Source organism: Hymenobacter daeguensis, assembly GCF_054780555.1.
Genome location: NZ_BAAGWC010000001.1, coordinates 744,522 through 762,544 on the forward strand (window position 1 = coordinate 744,522; position 18,023 = coordinate 762,544).

At 66.0% G+C, this 18,023-nt stretch carries 12 protein-coding genes; 4 read left to right on the forward strand and 8 right to left on the reverse strand.

Annotated features, from left to right (window positions below; genetic code table 11):
• Window positions 1-109: 109 nt before the first annotated feature.
• The 5 genes from ACYVHT_RS03100 to ACYVHT_RS03120 form a co-directional block, all read right to left on the reverse strand.
• On the reverse strand, window positions 110-328 hold the full coding sequence (locus tag ACYVHT_RS03100) for a heavy metal-binding domain-containing protein (protein WP_460547832.1): 219 nt from the start codon (window positions 326-328) through the stop codon (window positions 110-112).
• Window positions 329-421: 93 nt separating this feature from the next.
• Window positions 422-2,869: a TonB-dependent receptor gene (locus tag ACYVHT_RS03105; protein WP_460547834.1), complete on the reverse strand. Its 2,448-nt coding sequence runs from the start codon at window positions 2,867-2,869 to the stop codon at window positions 422-424.
• Window positions 2,870-3,131: 262 nt separating this feature from the next.
• A complete protein-coding gene (locus ACYVHT_RS03110; RefSeq protein ID WP_460547836.1) occupies window positions 3,132-4,238 on the reverse strand; it encodes a cytochrome-c peroxidase in 1,107 nt (368 codons plus the stop codon).
• A gap of 204 nt (window positions 4,239-4,442) precedes the next feature.
• Entirely contained in the window at window positions 4,443-5,582 is a 1,140-nt protein-coding gene (locus ACYVHT_RS03115) for a cytochrome-c peroxidase (RefSeq protein ID WP_460547838.1), read from the reverse strand.
• A gap of 120 nt (window positions 5,583-5,702) precedes the next feature.
• Window positions 5,703-7,709 (reverse strand): PAS domain-containing sensor histidine kinase, encoded by a 2,007-nt coding sequence (locus ACYVHT_RS03120; RefSeq protein ID WP_460547840.1) that lies wholly within the window; start codon window positions 7,707-7,709, stop codon window positions 5,703-5,705.
• 339 nt (window positions 7,710-8,048) lie between these two features.
• On the opposite strand from ACYVHT_RS03120, the gene ACYVHT_RS03125 reads away from it, so the two are divergent.
• Entirely contained in the window at window positions 8,049-8,279 is a 231-nt protein-coding gene (locus ACYVHT_RS03125) for a hypothetical protein (RefSeq protein WP_460547842.1), read from the forward strand.
• 55 nt (window positions 8,280-8,334) lie between these two features.
• On the opposite strand, the gene ACYVHT_RS03130 is transcribed toward ACYVHT_RS03125, so the two are convergent.
• A complete protein-coding gene (locus ACYVHT_RS03130) occupies window positions 8,335-11,367 on the reverse strand; it encodes a CheR family methyltransferase (protein ID WP_460547845.1) in 3,033 nt (1,010 codons plus the stop codon).
• A gap of 182 nt (window positions 11,368-11,549) precedes the next feature.
• Here ACYVHT_RS03130 and ACYVHT_RS03135 point away from each other — a divergent pair, with 182 nt between their 5' ends.
• Complete coding sequence (locus ACYVHT_RS03135) at window positions 11,550-12,563, forward strand: chemotaxis protein CheB (RefSeq protein WP_460547847.1); 1,014 nt, start codon at window positions 11,550-11,552, stop codon at window positions 12,561-12,563.
• Between the two features lie 3 nt (window positions 12,564-12,566).
• On the opposite strand, the gene ACYVHT_RS03140 is transcribed toward ACYVHT_RS03135, so the two are convergent.
• Entirely contained in the window at window positions 12,567-12,920 is a 354-nt protein-coding gene (locus tag ACYVHT_RS03140) for an STAS domain-containing protein (RefSeq protein ID WP_460547849.1), read from the reverse strand.
• A gap of 655 nt (window positions 12,921-13,575) precedes the next feature.
• Here ACYVHT_RS03140 and ACYVHT_RS03145 point away from each other — a divergent pair.
• Entirely contained in the window at window positions 13,576-13,944 is a 369-nt protein-coding gene (locus ACYVHT_RS03145; RefSeq protein WP_460547851.1) for a DoxX family protein, read from the forward strand.
• Window positions 13,945-14,087: 143 nt separating this feature from the next.
• Window positions 14,088-15,875, forward strand: coding sequence for an ABC transporter ATP-binding protein (locus ACYVHT_RS03150; protein WP_460547853.1), 1,788 nt, complete (start codon window positions 14,088-14,090; stop codon window positions 15,873-15,875).
• Window positions 15,876-15,887: 12 nt separating this feature from the next.
• Here the strand turns inward: ACYVHT_RS03150 and ACYVHT_RS03155 are convergent, their stop codons facing one another.
• A complete protein-coding gene (locus ACYVHT_RS03155; RefSeq protein WP_460547854.1) occupies window positions 15,888-17,960 on the reverse strand; it encodes an IPT/TIG domain-containing protein in 2,073 nt (690 codons plus the stop codon).
• Window positions 17,961-18,023: the final 63 nt, after the last annotated feature.

Here is an 18,023-nt window from a genome sequence, read left to right on the forward strand (position 1 = left end):
CCCAGCCGGCAGCCATGTAAAATTACGCGCCCAGTGGCCGGCCGTCCCTACAGAATTGCCGCGTAATGCTGCATAATTCTGCTCCCGAAGGGCGAAGCGCGGGCTTTGGCTACGACTTTTTTTCCAGCTCCATCTCGCAGGTGGGGCACTTGCCGGGCTTGTTGCTCTGGCTGCCGGCGCAGCCCATGGGGCACTCGTAGCGGGCTTCGGCGGCGGGCGCAGCGGCCGGCACGGCGGCGGCGGGCTTCTGGCTGTTGCCGCAGCTGCTCAGGCACAGGATGGCGGCCCCGAAGGCCGAAAACAAAAACGGGCGAACTACTGAAAGCATGGCAAAAACAACGTTGGGAAAGCCGGCAGCACCGGCGGAGCGCCTGCCGAACCACAAATTTAGGCGATATGGTTCCGGCCGCGCGGCGGGTAATTAATCGAAGCCTTTGCCGCCGCCGTCATCGGCCGGCTCGTCTTTGCGCCTGGGGCGCGGGCCGGCGCTCTCGTTGCCGAAGCGGTAGGCGAAGCCCAGAAATACCACCCGCGACTCGCGCTTGTTGCGGGCCAGCGACTCGAAGCCCGGGCCGTAGGCGTTGAAGTTGAACTGCAGGGTATTGAAGATATCCGACACCCGCAGCGTGATGCTGCCCTTGTCCTTGAGCACGCTTTGCTTGGCGGCAAAGTCGGCGCTGAGCTGGGTGAGGCGCTGGCCCTGCGCCGACACCACCGGCGAGCGGTAGTTGGCCGAGAGCTGCAAATCGAGCTTTTTGGTGGGCGACACCGTCGTATTCAGCCGGCCCGTGTACACGATGTTGCTGTTGTTGAAATCCACGTTCGTCGGCACCGAGCCGGTGATGATGCGCCGGAAGGCCGAGACGTTGGCGTTCAGCTTCCAGATGCTGGTGACGGGCGCGGCGGCCACCAGCTCTAGGCCGTAGTTGGTTTCCTGGCCCACGTTCAGGCGGGTGGTGTTCGTGACCACGGTGTTGGTGACGGGGTCCAGGAAAAACGGGTTGCGGATGTTGGTAATCGTGTTTTCCTCGAACCGATAAAACGCCGTGGCGCTCACCGAGCCGGCCCCGCTCTTGCCAAAAAACCGCTGCTCGCCCAGCTCCAGCGCGTGCACGAACTCGGGGAACAGCGCAGGGTTGCCGGAGCGCAGGTTCAGCGGGTCGGAGCGGTCGGTGAAGGGGTTCAGCTCGTCGGCGTTGGGGCGCTGCACGCGGCGCGAGTAGCTGAACTGCACGCGGTTTTCGGTGTTCACGTCGTAGGCCAGCACGGCGCTCGGAAACAGGCTGAGGTAGCTGCGCGTGAAGTGCGCGTCGGGCACTTCCATCGACTGGTCGCCGCGGGTGTTGGTCTGCTCCAGGCGCAGGCCCAGCTGGTAGCTCCAGGCCCCGGCCGCGTTGGCGTAGGTGCCGTAGGCGGCCTGAATGTTCTCGTGGTACACGAAGCGGTTCGAGGGGTCGAAGCTCAGCGCGTACTGGCCGGCGCTGCTGAAGCCGTAGTCGTTGTCGTAGCGGCGCGAGATGCTTTTGGCCCCCAGCTCGTAGCGGCCCTTCTCCCCCACCGGCATCACGTAGTCGACCTGCGCTGAAAACAGGTCGGCCTGGTTGTCGAACTGCTGGTGCTGGCGGCCGGTGGTCCAGCCCGCTTCGCTGCGGTAATCGGTGATGGAATTCACCCCGATTTTATACTGCGCCGGCGTATATACCACGTTGGCCGTCAGCTCGCGGCGCTTCTGCGCGGCCCAGGTGCGGCGGTAGTCCAGGCTGAAGTCGGCCTGCGGGGCGGTGCCCGTGTTGGTGTTGTAGCGGTTGGTGTTGCCCAGGGCAATGGGGGTGCTGGTGCTGATGTTGTTCTGGTCGGAAATAATGTCTTCGAGGCTGCGCTGCGAGTTGTAGCGCGGCTGCACGGCCAGCGTCAGGGTTTGCTCCGGGGTGAGGGCGTAGTCCAGGCCCACGCGCACGGCATGCGAGGTGCCGTACGACACGCCGGTGCGGTCCTGGTTCAGCACCACGGTGCCCGCGCCGGTGGTGGTGCGCTGGCGCACCGAGCCGTAGCTGGTGCGCCGGTCCTGCCGGAAGTCGTAGGAGCCGAACACATTGATTTTACCCTGGTGGTAGTTCAGGCTGAGCGAGGCGTTGTACTTGTCGCCGGTGCCGGCCGTGGCGCTGGCCTGGCCGTTCCAGCCGTCCTGCCGCTCCTTTTTCAGCACGATGTTGATGATGCCGGCCGAGCCCTCCGCGTCGTAGCGCGACGAGGGGTTGGTCACCACCTCAATGTTCTGAATGCTGCTGGCCGGCAGCTGGTCCAGGGTCACGCCGGTGGGCTTGCCGTCCACAAACACCTTCACGTTGGTGGAGCCGCGCAGGCTCACGGCCCCGCTCTGGTCCACGGTCACGGAGGGCACGTTCTGGAGCACGTCCACGGCCGTGCCGCCGGTGGCGGTCAGGTCTTTGGTCACGTCGATGACTTTTTTGTCGAGGGTAGCACTCACGATGGCGCGCTCGCCCTTCACCACCACTTCGGCCAGCTTGGTGGCGGCGGTGCGCAGCCGCAGCGGCCCCAGCGCCAGCGCGGGCGCGGCTGGCGTGAGCGTGAGGGCCCGCAGGCCGGTGCGGTAGCCCACCACGCTGGCCTTCAGCACATAATTACCCAAGGGCACTTTCTCAAGGGCAAAAGCGCCGGTTTCCAGGGTTTGGGCGCCGGCCACGAAGCTGGAATCGGTGGCGCGCAGCAGCACCACGCCGGCAAAGGGCAGCGGCTCGCCATTGGCGGCATCGAGCAGCCGGCCGCTCACGCTGCCGGCGCTTTGGGCCAGCGCGGCCAGCGGCCCCAGCAGCAGCAGGGCCAGCAGCAGGCCCGCACGTTTGCGCAAGGCAAGCACCGCTGCGCAGGCATTAAAAAACCGCTCAGTGGCGGCCGGTAGAAACAGCATAACCCGAAGTAGTCGACACTCAATGGCAAGGCGCGTCACGTAGCGGCGGCCTTCAATTCGGCACAAAGCTGCGGCACAAACCTGTGGCAAATCTGGCGCAGCCCCCGCGAGGATTATCCACGGCCTGGCATTGTCGCAAAAAAAGCCCGCCGGGTTGCACCAATGGCACCCGGCGGGCCTTCCCGACACGGCGGCCGGTGGCCTAAGGCCTGGCGAAGCGCTTGTCGTGGGTGAAGGTAGTATCCGTCAGGGTTTGCAGGAAGGCGATGATTTTCGTCTTCTCATCGGCCGTGAGCTCCAGCCGGGGGTGGCCAGCCGTGTTGGTGCCGTTCAGAATCAGCGGGTCGAGGTTGGGGCTGGTCAGCACAACGTGCTCGTTGTAGTGGTCCAGCACCTGGGCCAGGGTGGCGAAGCGGCCGTCGTGCATGTAAGGGGCCGTGAGGGCGATGTTGCGCAGGCTCGGAATGCGGAACTTGCCGTTGTCGGTGGCCAGGCCGGTTTGCAGGCCCCGGCCCAGGTCGGCGAAGGTCAGGTCGAGGCCATTGTTGGCGAAGCCCCGGGTGGTTTGCATGGGGCCGGCGTGGCAGTCGCCGCAGTTGCCGCCCCGAATGCCCAGTACCGGGTCGGGATGCGCCACAAAAAGCTGCAGCCCCTGCTGCTCATCGCTGCTGAGGATGGTGCGGTTGCCCCGCTGAAACTGGTCGAAGCGCGAGTTGCTCGACACCAGGGTGCGCTCGAACTGCGCCAGCGCCTTGAGCACGTTGGCCTCGGTGATGGTGCTGCTGCCGAACGCCTTGTTGAAGAGCTTGGGGTAAGTGCTGGTGGCCTGCAGGCGGGCCACGCCCGCGCCCAGGGTCTGGTGCATCTCCACCGGGCTTTCGATGGGAATGCGGGCCTGGTTTTCGAGGGTGGCGGCGGCCCCGTCCCAGATCAGGTTAAATTCCCAGGCCAGGTTGGCCAGCGACATGGCGCTGCGCGTCCCGAGGCTGCCATTCACGCCCGGCGACAGCGCCAGGCCGTCGGTAAAGGCTTTCTCCTGCTTGTGGCACGAGGCGCAGGAGATGGTGTTGTTCGCCGAAAGCGCCGTTTCATAAAACAGCCGGTGGCCCAGCTCCACGCCCTCCACCGTGAGGGGATTATCGGGCGAGATGGACCGGGGCGGCGGGAAGTTGCTGGGCGTGGTAAACACGTAGGCCGTGGCCGGCCCCACCGGGCCGTCGGGGTCCGTCGGCTGGGCGGTTTCGCCTTCGCTCTTGCAGCTGGCCAGGGCCAGCAGCGCGGCCCCCATCAGTAAAAGTCTTGCTTTCATACCCGCAAAGCTGGGTGAATGGGTTCGATGGTAAATAGACAAGAGTAAATATAACAGCAGAACCGTTATTCGCTGCGCCCGGGGCGCCGCAGCGGCTGCCGGCCGGGTGCCCGCGCCGCACCCAGGCGCGCAAAAAAGCCGGCGCGGCTACGAGATTCGTAGCCGCGCCGGCTTGGGAAGGCAGGCACCCGGAAAGGGCAGTTTTTAGGGCAGGGGCCGCGAAAAGCGCTTGTCGTGGGTGAAGGTGGTATCCGTCAGGGTTTGCAGAAAGGCGATGATTTTCGTCTTCTCATCGGCCGTGAGCTCCAGGGTGAAATGGTTGAGGGTGTTGCTGGTGTTGAGCAGCAGCGGGTCGATGTTGGGGCTGGTCAGGATGACGTGCTCGTTGTAGTGGTCCAGCACCTGGGCCAGGGTGGCGAAGCGGCCGTCGTGCATGTAAGGGGCCGTGAGGGCAATGTTACGCAGGCTCGGCACCCGGAACTTGCCGTTGTCGGTAGGCAGGCCGGTCTGCAGGCCCAGGCCCAGGTCGCTGAAGGTCGCGTCGAGGCCGTTGTTGCTGAAGGTGTGGTTCGTGAACAGCTCGCCGCTGTGGCAGTCGCCGCAGTTGCCGCCGCGCAGCGTCAGGGCGGGGTTGATGTTCGGCGAAGGGTGGGTGTTGAACAGCTGCAGGCCGGCAATCTCGGTGCTGGTCATGGCCGTGCGGTTGCCGGCCCGGAACTGGTCGTAGCGCGAGTTGCTCGACACCAGGGTGCGCTCGAACTGCGCCAGGGCCCGCAGCACGTTGGCCTCGGTGATGGTGCTGCTGCCAAACGCGCTGCGGAACAGCGACGGATACGCCGGCGTGGCTTGCAGGCGGGCCACGCCCGCGCTCAGGCTCTGGTGCATCTCCACCGGGTTTTCGATGGGGATGCGGGCCTGGGTTTCGAGGCTGCTGGCGGCCCCGTCCCAGGTGAGCTTGGGCTCCCAGGCCAGGTTGGCCAGCGACATGGCGCTGCGCGGCGAGAGCGTGCCGCCCACGCCCTGGGCGCGGGCCAGGCCGTCGGTAAAGGCCTTGTCCTGCTGGTGGCAGGTCCCGCACGACACGGTATTGTCCACCGACAGGGCAGTTTCATAAAACAGCCGACGGCCCAGCGCCACGCCTTCCACGGTGAGGGGATTGGTGGCCGGGGCGGGCTCGGGAGCCGGAAAAGTAGTCGGAAACGTGAGGGCGTAGGTAGTGGGCGGCACCACCGGGCCGTCGGGGTCGGCGGGGGCTATGGGGTCGGAGTCGTGCTGGCAGGCCGCCAGGGTGAGCAGCGCGGCCAGCAGCACGGTGGGCCGGCAATGAAGTAAGCGAAAGCGCATAAACGGCAAGCAGGGTGATAAGGGGAAAAGCACAAACAGGCGGCGCAAGTTCACGGCCACGGCCGAAAATTACGCACCGCGCCGGGGCCGCAAGCGCGCAAGAATCAGGCCGAACCGGGCCTACACGTCCAGCTCGAAGCTCACGATGGTGCCCTGGCCCAGGCGCGAATTCACCGAGAGCTGCCCGCCCAGCAGGGCCACGCGGTTGCGCACCCCCACCAGCCCGATGCCGGCAAGGGGCTGCTCGACGAGGCTGACAGGCTCGAAGCCGTGGCCGTTGTCTTCCACGCTCACGAAGAGGCGGCCGTTTTCCAGAGCTACGTGTACCTCGACTTCGGTGGCCTCGGCGTGCTTCATCACGTTGTTGAGCAGCTCCTGCACGGTGCGGTACACCATTATTTCCACCGATGGCTCCAGGCGCTCGGCGTTGAGGCCGGCCAGGTGCAGGCGCACGGGCAGCGCGGCCGGGGCCAGGCGCTCGACCAGGGTTTCGAGGGCGGTGCGCAGGCCAAAGTCTTCCAGCACCCCGGGCGTGAGCTCGAAGGAGATGGTGCGGGTGGTGCGAATGGCTTCGGCCAGAAGCCTGAGCGGGCCCTGGGGCTGGGCGGGCTGGTCGCTGCGCTCCAGGCTGAGCTTGGTGGCGTAGAGGAGCTGGCCCAGGCCGTTGTGCAGGGCTTCGGCAATGCGCTTGCGCTCCGACTCCTGGGTGGCCAGCACGGCGGCCAGCACTTCCTGCTGCCGGCGCAGGCGCTGCTGGGTGGCTTCTTCGGCCAGGCGGTTGCGCTCCGTCACGTCGCGCACAATGGTGAGCACGCCGCTGGCCTGGGCAGCGCCCGCGTGGTAGAGCGGCACAATGTGGGCATCGTAGTGGCCGGGGCGCTTCTGAAACGGCCGGCCGAAGAAGTCCATGCGCTCGCCGGCCAGGGCGCGGTGCATCAGCTGCTGGGCTTCGGAGGTGAGGTAGGGCAGCACCTCCAGCAGCGGCTGGCCCAGCACAGCGGCGGCTTCGTGGCCGAAAAGGCGGGTGGTGGCCGCGTTCCAGGCGGTGATGCGCCAGGCGCGGTCGATGGCAATGATGCCGTCCACGGTATTGTCGAGCAGGCTTTCGGTGAACTCCTTGCCTTGCAGCAGCTCCTGCCGGGCGGCGCGCTCGGCCGTGATGTCGCGCCACAGAATGTGCACCACCGACGTGGGCCCGCCCAGCTCGATGGGCGTGAGCGAGGCCTCCACCCAGATTTCCTCGCCCGACACCCGGTGCATCAGGGCCTGGCAGCGCCGGGCGCCCAGGCGCTGGGCCTCCGCCACGCACTCCCGAAACAGGTCGATGGTGCGGCGGCCGTCGGGCTGCAGCGCGGGCGCGTGCACCCAGGCCACCTGGCCCACCAGCTGCTCGCGGCGCTGGGCCCCCAGCAGGCGCAGGGCGGCGGCATTGCAGTCCACGTAATGAAAGCCCTGCAGCAGGGTCACGGCATCGCTGCTGTCCGAGAACAGCTTGCGGAAGCGGTTTTCGCTCTCAGCCAGCGCCTCCTGGGCCTCGCGGCGGGCCGAGGTATCGAGCACGGCCAGGCGGCACTGCGGGCCGGCGGGGGTGTTCACGCACACCCCTTCCAAGTGGGCGTAGAATGTCGAGCCATCGTCGCGCTGCATGAGCATTTCGCAGCTTTTGGTGGTATCGGCGCTGAGCACCCGGGCCAGAAACTGCCCGAAATCCAGCCGCTGAACGGGGGCCACAAACAGGGCAAAGCGCCGCCCCATCAGCCGCTGCCGCACGGTGCCCAGCAGCTTGCTGGCGCAGAAGTTGAGCTGCTCTATCTGGCCCAGGGCCGAAAGGGAGAAGTAGCCCACGGGAGCAAAATCGTAGAGGTCGACGTATTCGGCGCGGGCGGCCTCGGCCTCGGCCTGGGCCAGCAGCAGCTCCTCGTACTGCACTTCGAGCTCTATCTGGTGCACCTGCAGCTCCTGCACCAGGCGCTGCACTTCCTCGGGGGTGTGGGGCTCGGTGGCCTGCGTCAGGAGGTGGCGGCGCTTTTCGGCGCGGGCGCGCAGCTCCAGCAGGGCGGCGTGGGCGTCGCTGGCGGGCGGCGGGCCGGCGGGGGCGCCGAAAGCGGATGGCGTGGAAGCGGACATGGCAGAGCGGGAGGGATGGGCGCCTCGGGGGCCCAACGCGGACCGCCCCCGAATATAGCCGGCCAACCGTGGAAAGCCGCCGCCTCCACCCCGGGGGCAGCACCCGGCCACGGCGCGTACAGCCGGGCAGCTTTCAAGGACTTAGCCACTTATTGGCGCCGGGATTTCCCTGAAAATACTTCGCTGGGGCCCGGCACGCCCCGGGAGACGCCAGAAGGCGCCGCGCCAAATTCCGTATTTGCCGGCACTGCGAAATCCGTATTTGTTCGCAGCGGCGGCTGGCCGCCGCGATGGAAATTTGTAAGCCAATCCCTTCCCAGACATCTACAATTTCCTGTCATGGCTTACGACCCGCGCTTTGGCCCCGCCGCCCAGACGCCGCAGCAGCGTGCCTTCGTGCTGCGCCAGCTACAGCAAACTTTTCCGCAGCTGGCCGCCCGCGTGTCGGGCCTCACCCAGCAGCTCTTCGATGGCTACGTGGCCGGCGAGCTCACCTGGACCGATGTGCGCCGGGCCCTCGACTCGGCCCACCCCGGCCCTTCCGGGCCCGGCGCGCGCCGGGGCGCCTAGCCCGGTTCTGCCTGGCTTCAGGCAGATGACCGATTGCGGAGCGGGGCCCTGCCTCCTACCCCGCCGTCACGTCCTCCACGCTCAGCAGCAGGTGGCCGGTGCGGGTGCCGTGGCTGGTGATGGTGCGGCCGTAGAGCAGCAGCTCGCGCGGGCCGGCGGTGGGGAAATGGGCCACGAAGCGCAGGTCGTCGAACGGCTGGCCGGGGTGGGCCAGGGCTTCGTCGAGGCGCTGGCGCAGGGCGGGCTGCCGCCAGGCCCCGCCGTCCAGCTCGCTTAGCGGCACCCCTTTGATGCGGCCGGCATCGAGCCCAAACAGCCGGGCGAAGGCCGCGCTGCCGGCCAGCACCCGCTGCTGGCCATCGAGCACGAGCAGGGGCTCGCGCAGGGTTTCCACAATGCTTTCGGCAAAGCGTGTGCTTTCCTGGAGCTGGGCTTCGAGGGTTTTGAGGTCGGTGATGTCGGTGAAGGTGATGACGGCCCCGCTGATGTAGTTGTCGAGGGTGCGGTAGGGCAGTATCCGCATGGCGTACCACTCGCCCTGCGTGGTCTGGATGTTGGCCGCCACGGTCACCAGCCGGTCGAGCACCTGCTGCACGTCCTGGGCCAGGCTTTCGTGGCGCAGGGTGTGGGCAAAGTGCGTGATGGGGCGGCCCACGTCGCCGGGCAGCAGCGAAACGATGCGGTGCACCGGCGGCGTGAAGCGCTTTATCACCATGTCGTTGTCGAGAAAGATGGTGGCTATTTCCGTGGCATCGAGCAGGTTCTTCATGTCGTTGGCGGCCTGGCTCAGCTCCTCGGTTTTGCTCAGGTACTGCATGTTGAGGGTCATGAGCTCCTCGTTGAGGCTCTGCATTTCCTCCTTGTTGGTCATGGTTTCCTCGTTGGTGCTTTGCAGCTCCTCGTTGGCGCTCTGCAGCTCCTCGTTGGTGCTCTTCAGCTCCTCCACGCTGCTCTCCATCTCCTCAATGGTGGTCTGGAGGCGGTGCTTGGTGTACTGCAGCTCTTTTTCCAGGGCCTGCACGGTGGCGTCGGGGGCTGGCGCGCTGGCCCTGCCCAGGCGCAGCCTGCGCGAGGTGGGCTGCTCCTCAAACACTACCAGCAGCAGGCCGGCCAGCTGCTCGCTCTCTTCCAGCACTTTCACAGTGAGGCGCAGCAGCTGCACGCCGGTGTCGAGGCGCAGCTTCACGTTGTCGGTCACCACGTCGTGCCGGCCCACAATGGCCTTGTGCACGGTTTCGCTCAGCTCGTAGTTCAGCTCCTCGCGGGCCATGTCGAAGATGTTCATGGCGCCCAGGCCGGGGGCCGGCTCCAGGAAGCGGCCGGTGCGGCCGTTCACGTACAGGATTTCGCCCTTGGGGTTAATCACCACGGCCGGCGGGGTGTATTGGCGCAGCAGCACGCGCTGCACCAGGGTGGCAAAGGTGCCTTCTTTGCGGGAGGAATTGGGGGCCATGGGACCAGAAGCGGAAGCGGGCGACGGCTGCGCATGCGGCCGCGTCAGGGAAAAAGGGAAATTGGCGAGCCGGCTCAGCGACGACGGCGTATCGGTGCGGCGCGAGAGCTTCCACTTCACGTCCAGGGGCTGAAACAGGTCCTGAAAGCCGGTGAGGTTTTCGCTCGGCCCCAGAAACAGCAGCCCGCCGGGATTGAGGGCGTAGTGAAACACCGGAATCAGGTTTTTCTGGAGTTCGGCGCTCAGGTAAATCAGCAGGTTGCGGCACACCAGCAGGTCGAGCTTGGTGAAGGGCGCGTCCTTGTTCAGGTCGTGCACGGCAAACACCACCACGTCGCGCACCTCTTTCCGGATGCGGTAGCCCTCCCCGGTTTTGGTGAAGAAGCGCCGCAGGCGCTCGGGCTCCACGTCGGGCACCACGTTGTCGGCATACAGCCCGACCCGGGCAAACTCGATGCCGTCGGGGTTGATGTCGGTGGCAAAAAGCTGGAGCTTGAGGTACTTCGTGCGCTCCACGCCGTCCAGGCATTCGAGCAGGGTCATGGCCAGCGAGTAAGCCTCCTCGCCCGTGGAGCAGCCCGGGGCCCACACCCGCACGGTGCTGTCGGCGGGCTTGAGGCGCATGAGCGGCAGCAGCCGGTGCCGGAGGTGCTCGAAGGCCTCGCGGTCGCGGAAAAACTTGGTCACCCCAATCAGCAGCTCCTTAAACAGGGCCTCCACCTCGGCCGGGTTTTCCTGCAAATACCGCACGTAGTGCGTGAACTCCCGAATCTGGTGCGAGTTCATGCGCCGCTCAATGCGCCGAAACACCGTGTTGCGCTTATAGAACGAGAAGTCGTGCCCGGTCTGGGCCCGGATGAGGTGGAAGATTTTCTGGAGGGCGTGGGCCGGGCGGGCGGCGCTCTCGGCCTCCTCGCGGCGGGGCCGGCTGGCGGGGTGGCGCACGTATTCGCGCAGCCTGGCCGGCAGCTGCTCGGCGGGCAGCACGTAGTCCACAAACTCGGTGGCCAGCGCCGAGCGCGGCATGGCGTCGAACTCGGCCGTTTCGGGGGTTTGCACCATCACCATCCCAAAGTTCTCCATCACCATTTTCAGGCCCAGCGTACCATCGGTGCCCAGCCCCGAGCACACCACGCACACGGCGCGCTCGCGGGCATCCTTGGCCAGGCTCTGAAAAAAGAAATCGATGGGCAGGCGGCGGCCCGGCGCCTGCGTGGGCGCAAACAGCAGCAGCATGCCGTGCAGAATGCTCATGTCGCGGTTTGGCGGCCCCACATACACGTGGTCGGGGCGCACGCGCAGGCCGTCGGTGGCCTCGCGCACCGGCATGGCCGTGAAGTGCTGCAGCACCTGCGCCAGCTCCGAAGGCTGGTCGGGCGCGAGGTGACTGATGACCACGAACGCCATGCCGCTGTCGGGCGGCATGTTCAGAAAAAACTGCTCAAACGCCGCCAGCGCGCCCGCCGAGCCCCCCAGCGCCACCACCGGAAACCTGTCGGCCGGCGGGCCGGTGCGGGCTGCCTCGCGCAGCATGGTAGCGGTGGCGGGCTCGTCGCCATCGCGCGGCATCGCGTCGGGCGGGGTGATGGCAAGGCCCGGCTCGTCGGTAGCGGGCGGCAGGTCGTTCGGGGTCATTGGGTGGGGGATGAAATCGGGCGGATGCTCCAGCTAACGCTTGGAGCGGCAACAAAAAGCCTGCGCACAGGCCCTGGCCCAAAACCAGCCGGATGCCCAAAACAAATTTACCGGAAAACCCGCGCCCGCTTATCCTTTTGCGTCAGCCCGCCGTAGAAAAGTTCTTCCTTTTTCGCATTCCGATGGCTACGCCTTCCCACCTCATTGTTGTAGGCACCTCGGCCGGTGGCATGCCGGCGCTGGTCAAATTTGTGGCCCGCCTCCCCACCACGCTGCGTGCGGCGGTGCTGGTAGTGCAGCACTTCGCGCCCGAATCCAACGGCCAGCACCTTGTGGAGCGGCTGGCCAGCCACACCGCCCTGCCCTGCCGCCTGCCCGCCCATGGCGAAACCCTGGAAACGGGCACCATTTACCTGGCCCCGCCCGACTGCCACCTGCTGGCCAAAGACGGCTCGGTGCCCCACCTGCTGGTAACCAAGGGCCCCCGCGAAAACCACTACCGCCCCTCGGCCGACGCGCTGTTTCGCTCGGCCGCCGTGGCCTATGGCCCGCGCGTGGTGGGCGTGGTGCTCACCGGCATGCTGCACGACGGCACCGCCGGCCTGGAATTCATCAAGCGCTGCGGCGGCCTGGCCGTGGTGCAGGACCCGCGGGAAGCCGAATACCCCAGCATGCCCGAAACCGCCCTGCACAACGTGGACGTGGACTACGTGGTGCCCCTCAGCATGATGGCTTCCCTGCTGGACGAGATAACGCAGGCCACCCTCCTCGAAAGACCCAAAGCCATACCCGAGGACCTCAAGCAGGAGGCCGCCATTGCGGAGCGGGTTGTGGGAAGCACCGACGAAGTAGCCAGGCTGGGCCACCTGGTGCCCTTCACCTGCCCCGACTGCGGCGGCAACCTTTGGGAAGTGAACGAAGGCCGGGTGCTGCGCTTCCGCTGCCACACCGGCCACGCCTTCACCGCCGACTCGCTGCTGCACAGCTCGCAGCAAAGCCTGGAAGAAACCCTCTGGGTGGCCCTGCGCATGATGGAAGAGCGCAAGAACCTGCTCAGCAGCATGGCCATGCACGGCGAGGGCGCTTATTCTGTGCAGCAGGAAGAGCGGCTGGAGGAAATTAAAAAGCACATCAACCGCCTGCGCGAGTTCCTGCTCAATGGCAGCACCGGCGCCGGCGCCACGCCCGAAGACTAAGCCTCAGGCCACTTCGCGCCAGCCCGTTTGCCGGGCGGCGTCGAGCAGCGTGGGCACGATGCACGGAGCGGGGCCCAGCTCCTGCTCCAGCAGCTCTTTGCGCATGTGCTCCTGCACGTGCACCAGCACCAGCTGGGCGTGCTTTTCCTGTAGCTGGTAGTGGGTGTGCCACAGCAGCTGAATGGCTTCGCTGGACAACGTTTTCAGCATGCCGCAATCGACCCACACGGCCGGCTTGCCGCTCTGCTGCGCGCAGCCCAGCCAATACGCCAGGCCGGTTTCGGGGCGGCTTTCGCGGCCGGGTGCCAGAATGAGCAGGTAGCTTTCCGGTAGCAATTCGTGGTACACTACGGTCATACTTATTTGCTTTGGGTAGCGGCGCAACTACAGGCGTGGCGGCAGCACAAGCCGGCCAGGAAGCACCTATAAATCACGACCCTACAAAATTCGGATGTCGCCTCAACCTATAACAGGTGATAAGTACGGGTTCTTTCAGTGAAAAATACTTAAAAAATTAATAATATAAATCCAATTAAATAAAAATCATGCGACATTCCAGCTTCGCGGACTATTGCAGCGGGTTTTCGGGGGCAATTATTTTTTGATGAGCACTGACCGTCAGCCATCGGCAAGCTATTTTCCAAATATATACTATAACATATATAAAATCAATTATCAGCTTCCGCCAGCTCACCCGGCGGAGGCGCCTTCCGGGACGCATTCAGTGCCCGCGTCCGCTTGTGCCGGGCGGTGGCGCTAAGCTGGCCTCCGCCGCCCCGGGCCGGGGCGTGGTGGAGGCCAGCAAAACGCGGGGCGTAGCTCTCCACCAAGATAGCCGGCCCCGGCGGCGGCCGGAATGGCGTTGGCTGTTCGGCTCGCTGCTCCTGCAAAAGACCGGCCCGGCCGGCAGCCAGACAATCCGGGCTGGCCCCGATTTTCAGCTCCGGGCCAGCCCGGATGCCGGGCCTGAAAAATAATGCTACTTTGCGGCCACGCTTTTCAGTTTTCATTTATGAGCCCTTCTGTACGCAACATCATTGCCTGGATTTTGCAGGCGCTGCTGGCGGCCCTGTTTATCTTCTCGGGAGGGCACAAGCTGATGGACCTGCCCGGCACCATGAAAATGTTTGAAAGCATGGGCCTGCCGGGCTGGTTCGCCGGCCTCATTGGCGGGGCCGAAGTGCTGGGCGGCATTGGGCTGCTGGTGCCGCGCACCGTGCGCCCGGCGGCGCTGGGCCTCATCGTCGTCATGATTGGGGCCGTGTATATGCACGCCACCAAAATTCCCGGCGGGCTGGCCAAGGGCGTGCCGGCCATTGTGGCGCTGCTGCTGCTGGTGGTGGTGTACCTGCTGCGCCGCCCGGCGGCGCGGCTGGCCTAAACCCGTAAACCCGGGCGGCCGGGCGGGCCATTTTCTCTGTTGCGGCCTCGGGCCCGGTACCGTGGCGGTGCCGGGCCCGAACCATTAGCGCCCAGGCGGGTTGCTAGCATTCCGGCCTTTGGCCTTGCCCTCTTTTTTGCTTTATGAAAATCCTTTATAGCTACCTGCGCAACTACTGGCCGCTGCTGGTGCTGGCCCTGGTGCTGGCCGCCGTCAACCAAGTCTTCTCGCTGCTCGACCCCTACCTTTTCCGCCGATTGGTGGACCACTTTGTGCCCCGCAACAGCAACATCACCGGCCTGCGGCTGGTACCGTTCTGGCCGTTTTTTCGAGAGGCTATTCCTTATATCGGCATGATGCTGGGCGTGGCCATGGTGTCGCGCATTGCCAAAAACTTTCAGGACTACTACGTCAACGTCATCACCCAGCGGCTGGGGGCCAGGATGTATTCCGACGGCCTGCGCCACTCGCTGGAGCTGCCCTACCAGGTGTTTGAGGACCAGCGCTCGGGCGAGACGCTGGGCAAGCTCCAGAAGGTTCGGATTGACGTGGAGAAGCTGATTCAGGCTTTTGTGAACGTGCTGTTTACGGCGCTGGTGGGCATCATTTTCGTGATGTGGTACGCCATCACGGTGTACTGGCCCATTGCGGTGGGCTATTTCCTCACCATTCCGCTGCTGGGCATTCTGAGCTTTGCGCTCAGTAAGCGCATCAAGGTCATTCAGAAGACCATTGTGGCCGAAACCACGGCCCTGGCCGGCTCCACCACCGAAAGCCTGCGCAACATCGAGCTGATAAAAAGCCTGGGCCTGGCCCAGCAGGAAACCGAGCGCCTGAACGGCATCACCGGCAAGATTCTGAAGCTGGAGCTGCGCAAGGTGCGCTACCTGCGCTCGCTGAGCTTTGTGCAAGGCACGTTTGTGAATTTACTGCGCAACGTCATCATCCTGCTGCTGCTCTATCTGCGGGTGCAGAACCACATCAGCCTGGGCGAGTTCTTCTCGTTCTTCATCTACTCGTTCTCCATCTTCGGGCCGCTGCAGGAGCTGGGCGCCATCATTGGCATCTACCGCGAAACCGAAATTTCGCTGGGCAACTTCCAGTCGATTCTCGACACGCCGAAGGACGTGAAGCCGGCCCAGCCCAAGTCGGTGGCGCACATCGAAAACCTGGCCTTCGACCACGTTACCTTCAAGCACCTCACGGCCAACAACAACGCCCTGACCAACATCAACTTCACCACCCGGCTGGGCGAAACCATTGCCTTCGTGGGGCCCTCGGGCTCGGGCAAAACCACGCTGGTGAAGCTGCTGGTGGGCCTCTACCCGCCCCTTTCGGGCGAGATTCGCTACAACGGCATCCCCGGCTCGGAAATCGACCTCGACGAGTTGCGCGAGCAAATCGGCTTCGTGACGCAGGACACCCAGCTGTTCGCCGGCACCATCCGCGAAAACCTGCAGTTTGTGGCCCCCCACGCCACAGACGAGGAGTGCCTCACCGCCCTGCGCCAGGCGGCGGCCGATACGCTGCTGGCCCGCGCCCCGCTGGGCCTCGACACGGTGATTGGCGAGGGCGGCGTGAAGGTTTCGGGCGGCGAAAAGCAGCGCCTGAGCATTGCCCGCGCCCTGCTGCGCAAGCCCACGCTCATGGTGTTCGACGAAGCCACCTCGGCGCTGGATTCGCTCACCGAAGAGGAAATCGGCAAGACGGTGCGGCAGCTGTCGGGCTCGCGCCAGCACATGACCATCCTCATTGCCCACCGCCTCAGCACCATTCTGCACGCCGACCGCATCTTCGTGCTCGAGCGCGGCCACATTGCCGAGCAGGGCGGCCACGCCGAGCTGCTGGCCCAGAAAGGCCTGTACTATGCCATGTGGCGCCAGCAGATTGGCGAGCGCAAAGAGGAAGGCACCACGGCCGTGCTGGCGTAGCCCGGCAGCCGGCTAGCGCTTCTCCAGCTGCGCCCGGCGCACGGTGGTGCCATCGGTCCACTCGGCGTGGTAGAGGCCGGCGGGCAGGTAGCTCACGTCCACGTCAGCGGTTCCGGCTGCGAGGCTGAACCGGGCTACTTCGCGCCCCACGGCATCGTAGAGCCGCAGGCGGCCGGCGCCAGCCAGGCCCTGCACCTGCAGGCGGGTTTCGGCGGGGTTGGGGAACAGCGCCAGGCCGGTACGCGGGCCCGCAACGGCCACCACGGGCGAATAGGCCACGGCACCGTTCTGGTCCACCTGGCGCAGGCGGTAGTAGCGGGTGCCGGCCAGTGGGCGCGGGTCGGTGGCAGCATAGCTGAGGGCATGGGTGCTGCTGCCCGCGGCAGGCTGCCGCAGCAGCTCCGGCCAGCCGGCCGCATCGGCCTCCTGGGCTTCAACGGCGAAATAGGCGCTGTTTTTTTCCGAAGCGGTAGCCCAGGTCAGCACCGTGCCCCGCCCGGCTTCGTAGCGGCCCGCAAACGAGAGCAGCTCGACGGGTAGCGCACCGGCACAGCCGGCCGGCACGGCAGCAGCCACCGGCACGGCACTGCCGCAGGGGTTGCTGAGGCTATAGGTGAATACATCCTGCGCCCCGGCCGCATCGGAGGCGGTGCGGAGGGTGCGCTTGGCCTGGCCGTTGGCAATGGAATAGTGCATCACGGCCGTGACGTCGATGATGTGCGTGAGCTGGGTGCCGTGGCCCTGCTCGTGCACGGCCACGCTCTCGAAATCGTACTGCGTGCCAGTGGGCGCGGCCGGCCCAAACTGCCAGGTGGTGCCGGCGCTGGGCGTGGGCGTGAACGTGTAGTCGGTTTCGTCGAGCTCAAATTGCGCCGCTCCGTTGATAATGCAGCCCGAATAATACGAGTTGGTGACTCCCAGCACGCCCGCGCTCAGCGTACCGAAGCGCACGGCGTTGGTGCCATCGTTGGCGGTGGCTTCGGGCGCGGCGGTGGCCGTGTTCACCACCCGGCGCAGCCGCGTGGCACAGGCCCAGGTGGCCAGGGCGCGCTCAAACGCGGCCGATGCGCCGGACACGGCCGTGAAGCTGGGGCTGTATTGCAGGGTATAGCCGCCCGCCCCATCGGTGTTGACGAGCCGGGGCCGGCTGATAACGGCGCCGTCGAACACATTGCTCAGGGCATACACCACGGTGAGGGCGCTGGCGCTGGCGCTGGTGCCGGTTTCGCTGGCCGCGTTCACCACCCGGAAATTGCCGGTGCCGGCCACGCCGCCGGTCGCGCTGATGAACGAGGGCACCCGCACCTGAATCTGGGTGTCGCTCCAGGCCAGGTAGTCGGAGGGGTTGGCGCTCACGAAGCTGCTGCCCCCGTTGTTGGCATTGGGGAAATCGACGTGGCCCCCACCCTGCGTCGCGCCAAAGTTGGAGCCGTTGATGGTGAGCACATCGCCCTTGCCTGCCGCAAGCTGACTGGGCGAAAAGCTGCTGATAACCGGCGTGGCCTGTGGCCGGGCCGCCGCCACCGGGGCCAGCAGCGCGGCATTGGCCTGCACCGTGCGCCACGGCTGCCCGGCCGCCGCGGCCACCGCCGGATAGAGCTGGCCGGCAATGGAGGCGTAGCGCCCAAACGGCTCGGCGGCCGAGCGGTCCGTCAGGTCATACTGCACGAAGCCCTGCGGGCCGGCCACCAGGCGGTAGGCGCCGGGCAGCGCAGGGTCGGGCTCCAGCAAAAAGATGCCCTGCTGGCCAGGTTCAGGTAGCACGCCCGGGCTCACCACCTCGCGGCGCAGGCCCAGCGTGCCACCGGCCGCCGCCAGCCGCAGCCGGCCGGGCACGCCCCCCCGGAACACTTTGTACACGGTCAGCTCGCTGAGGGTGTAGAGGTGGCCGCCGGCGGCCAGCACCTCCTGCGCGCCCACGCCGGCCTCCACAATGAGCGGGGCCGCCGCCACCCGCGCAGTCAGCGGCACGGGCACCAGCAGGCAGCCTTCCTGCGCCCGCAGCAGCTGCGGCACCGCCAGCAGCACCCCCGCCATTGCCCACCGAACCCTTGCCTTCCAACCGGCCGCGTACGAGTCTCCCATATTTATTTGCCGAAATAATATTTCCGGCAAAAATAGCGTGCAGAACGCTGAGGGTACACCCGC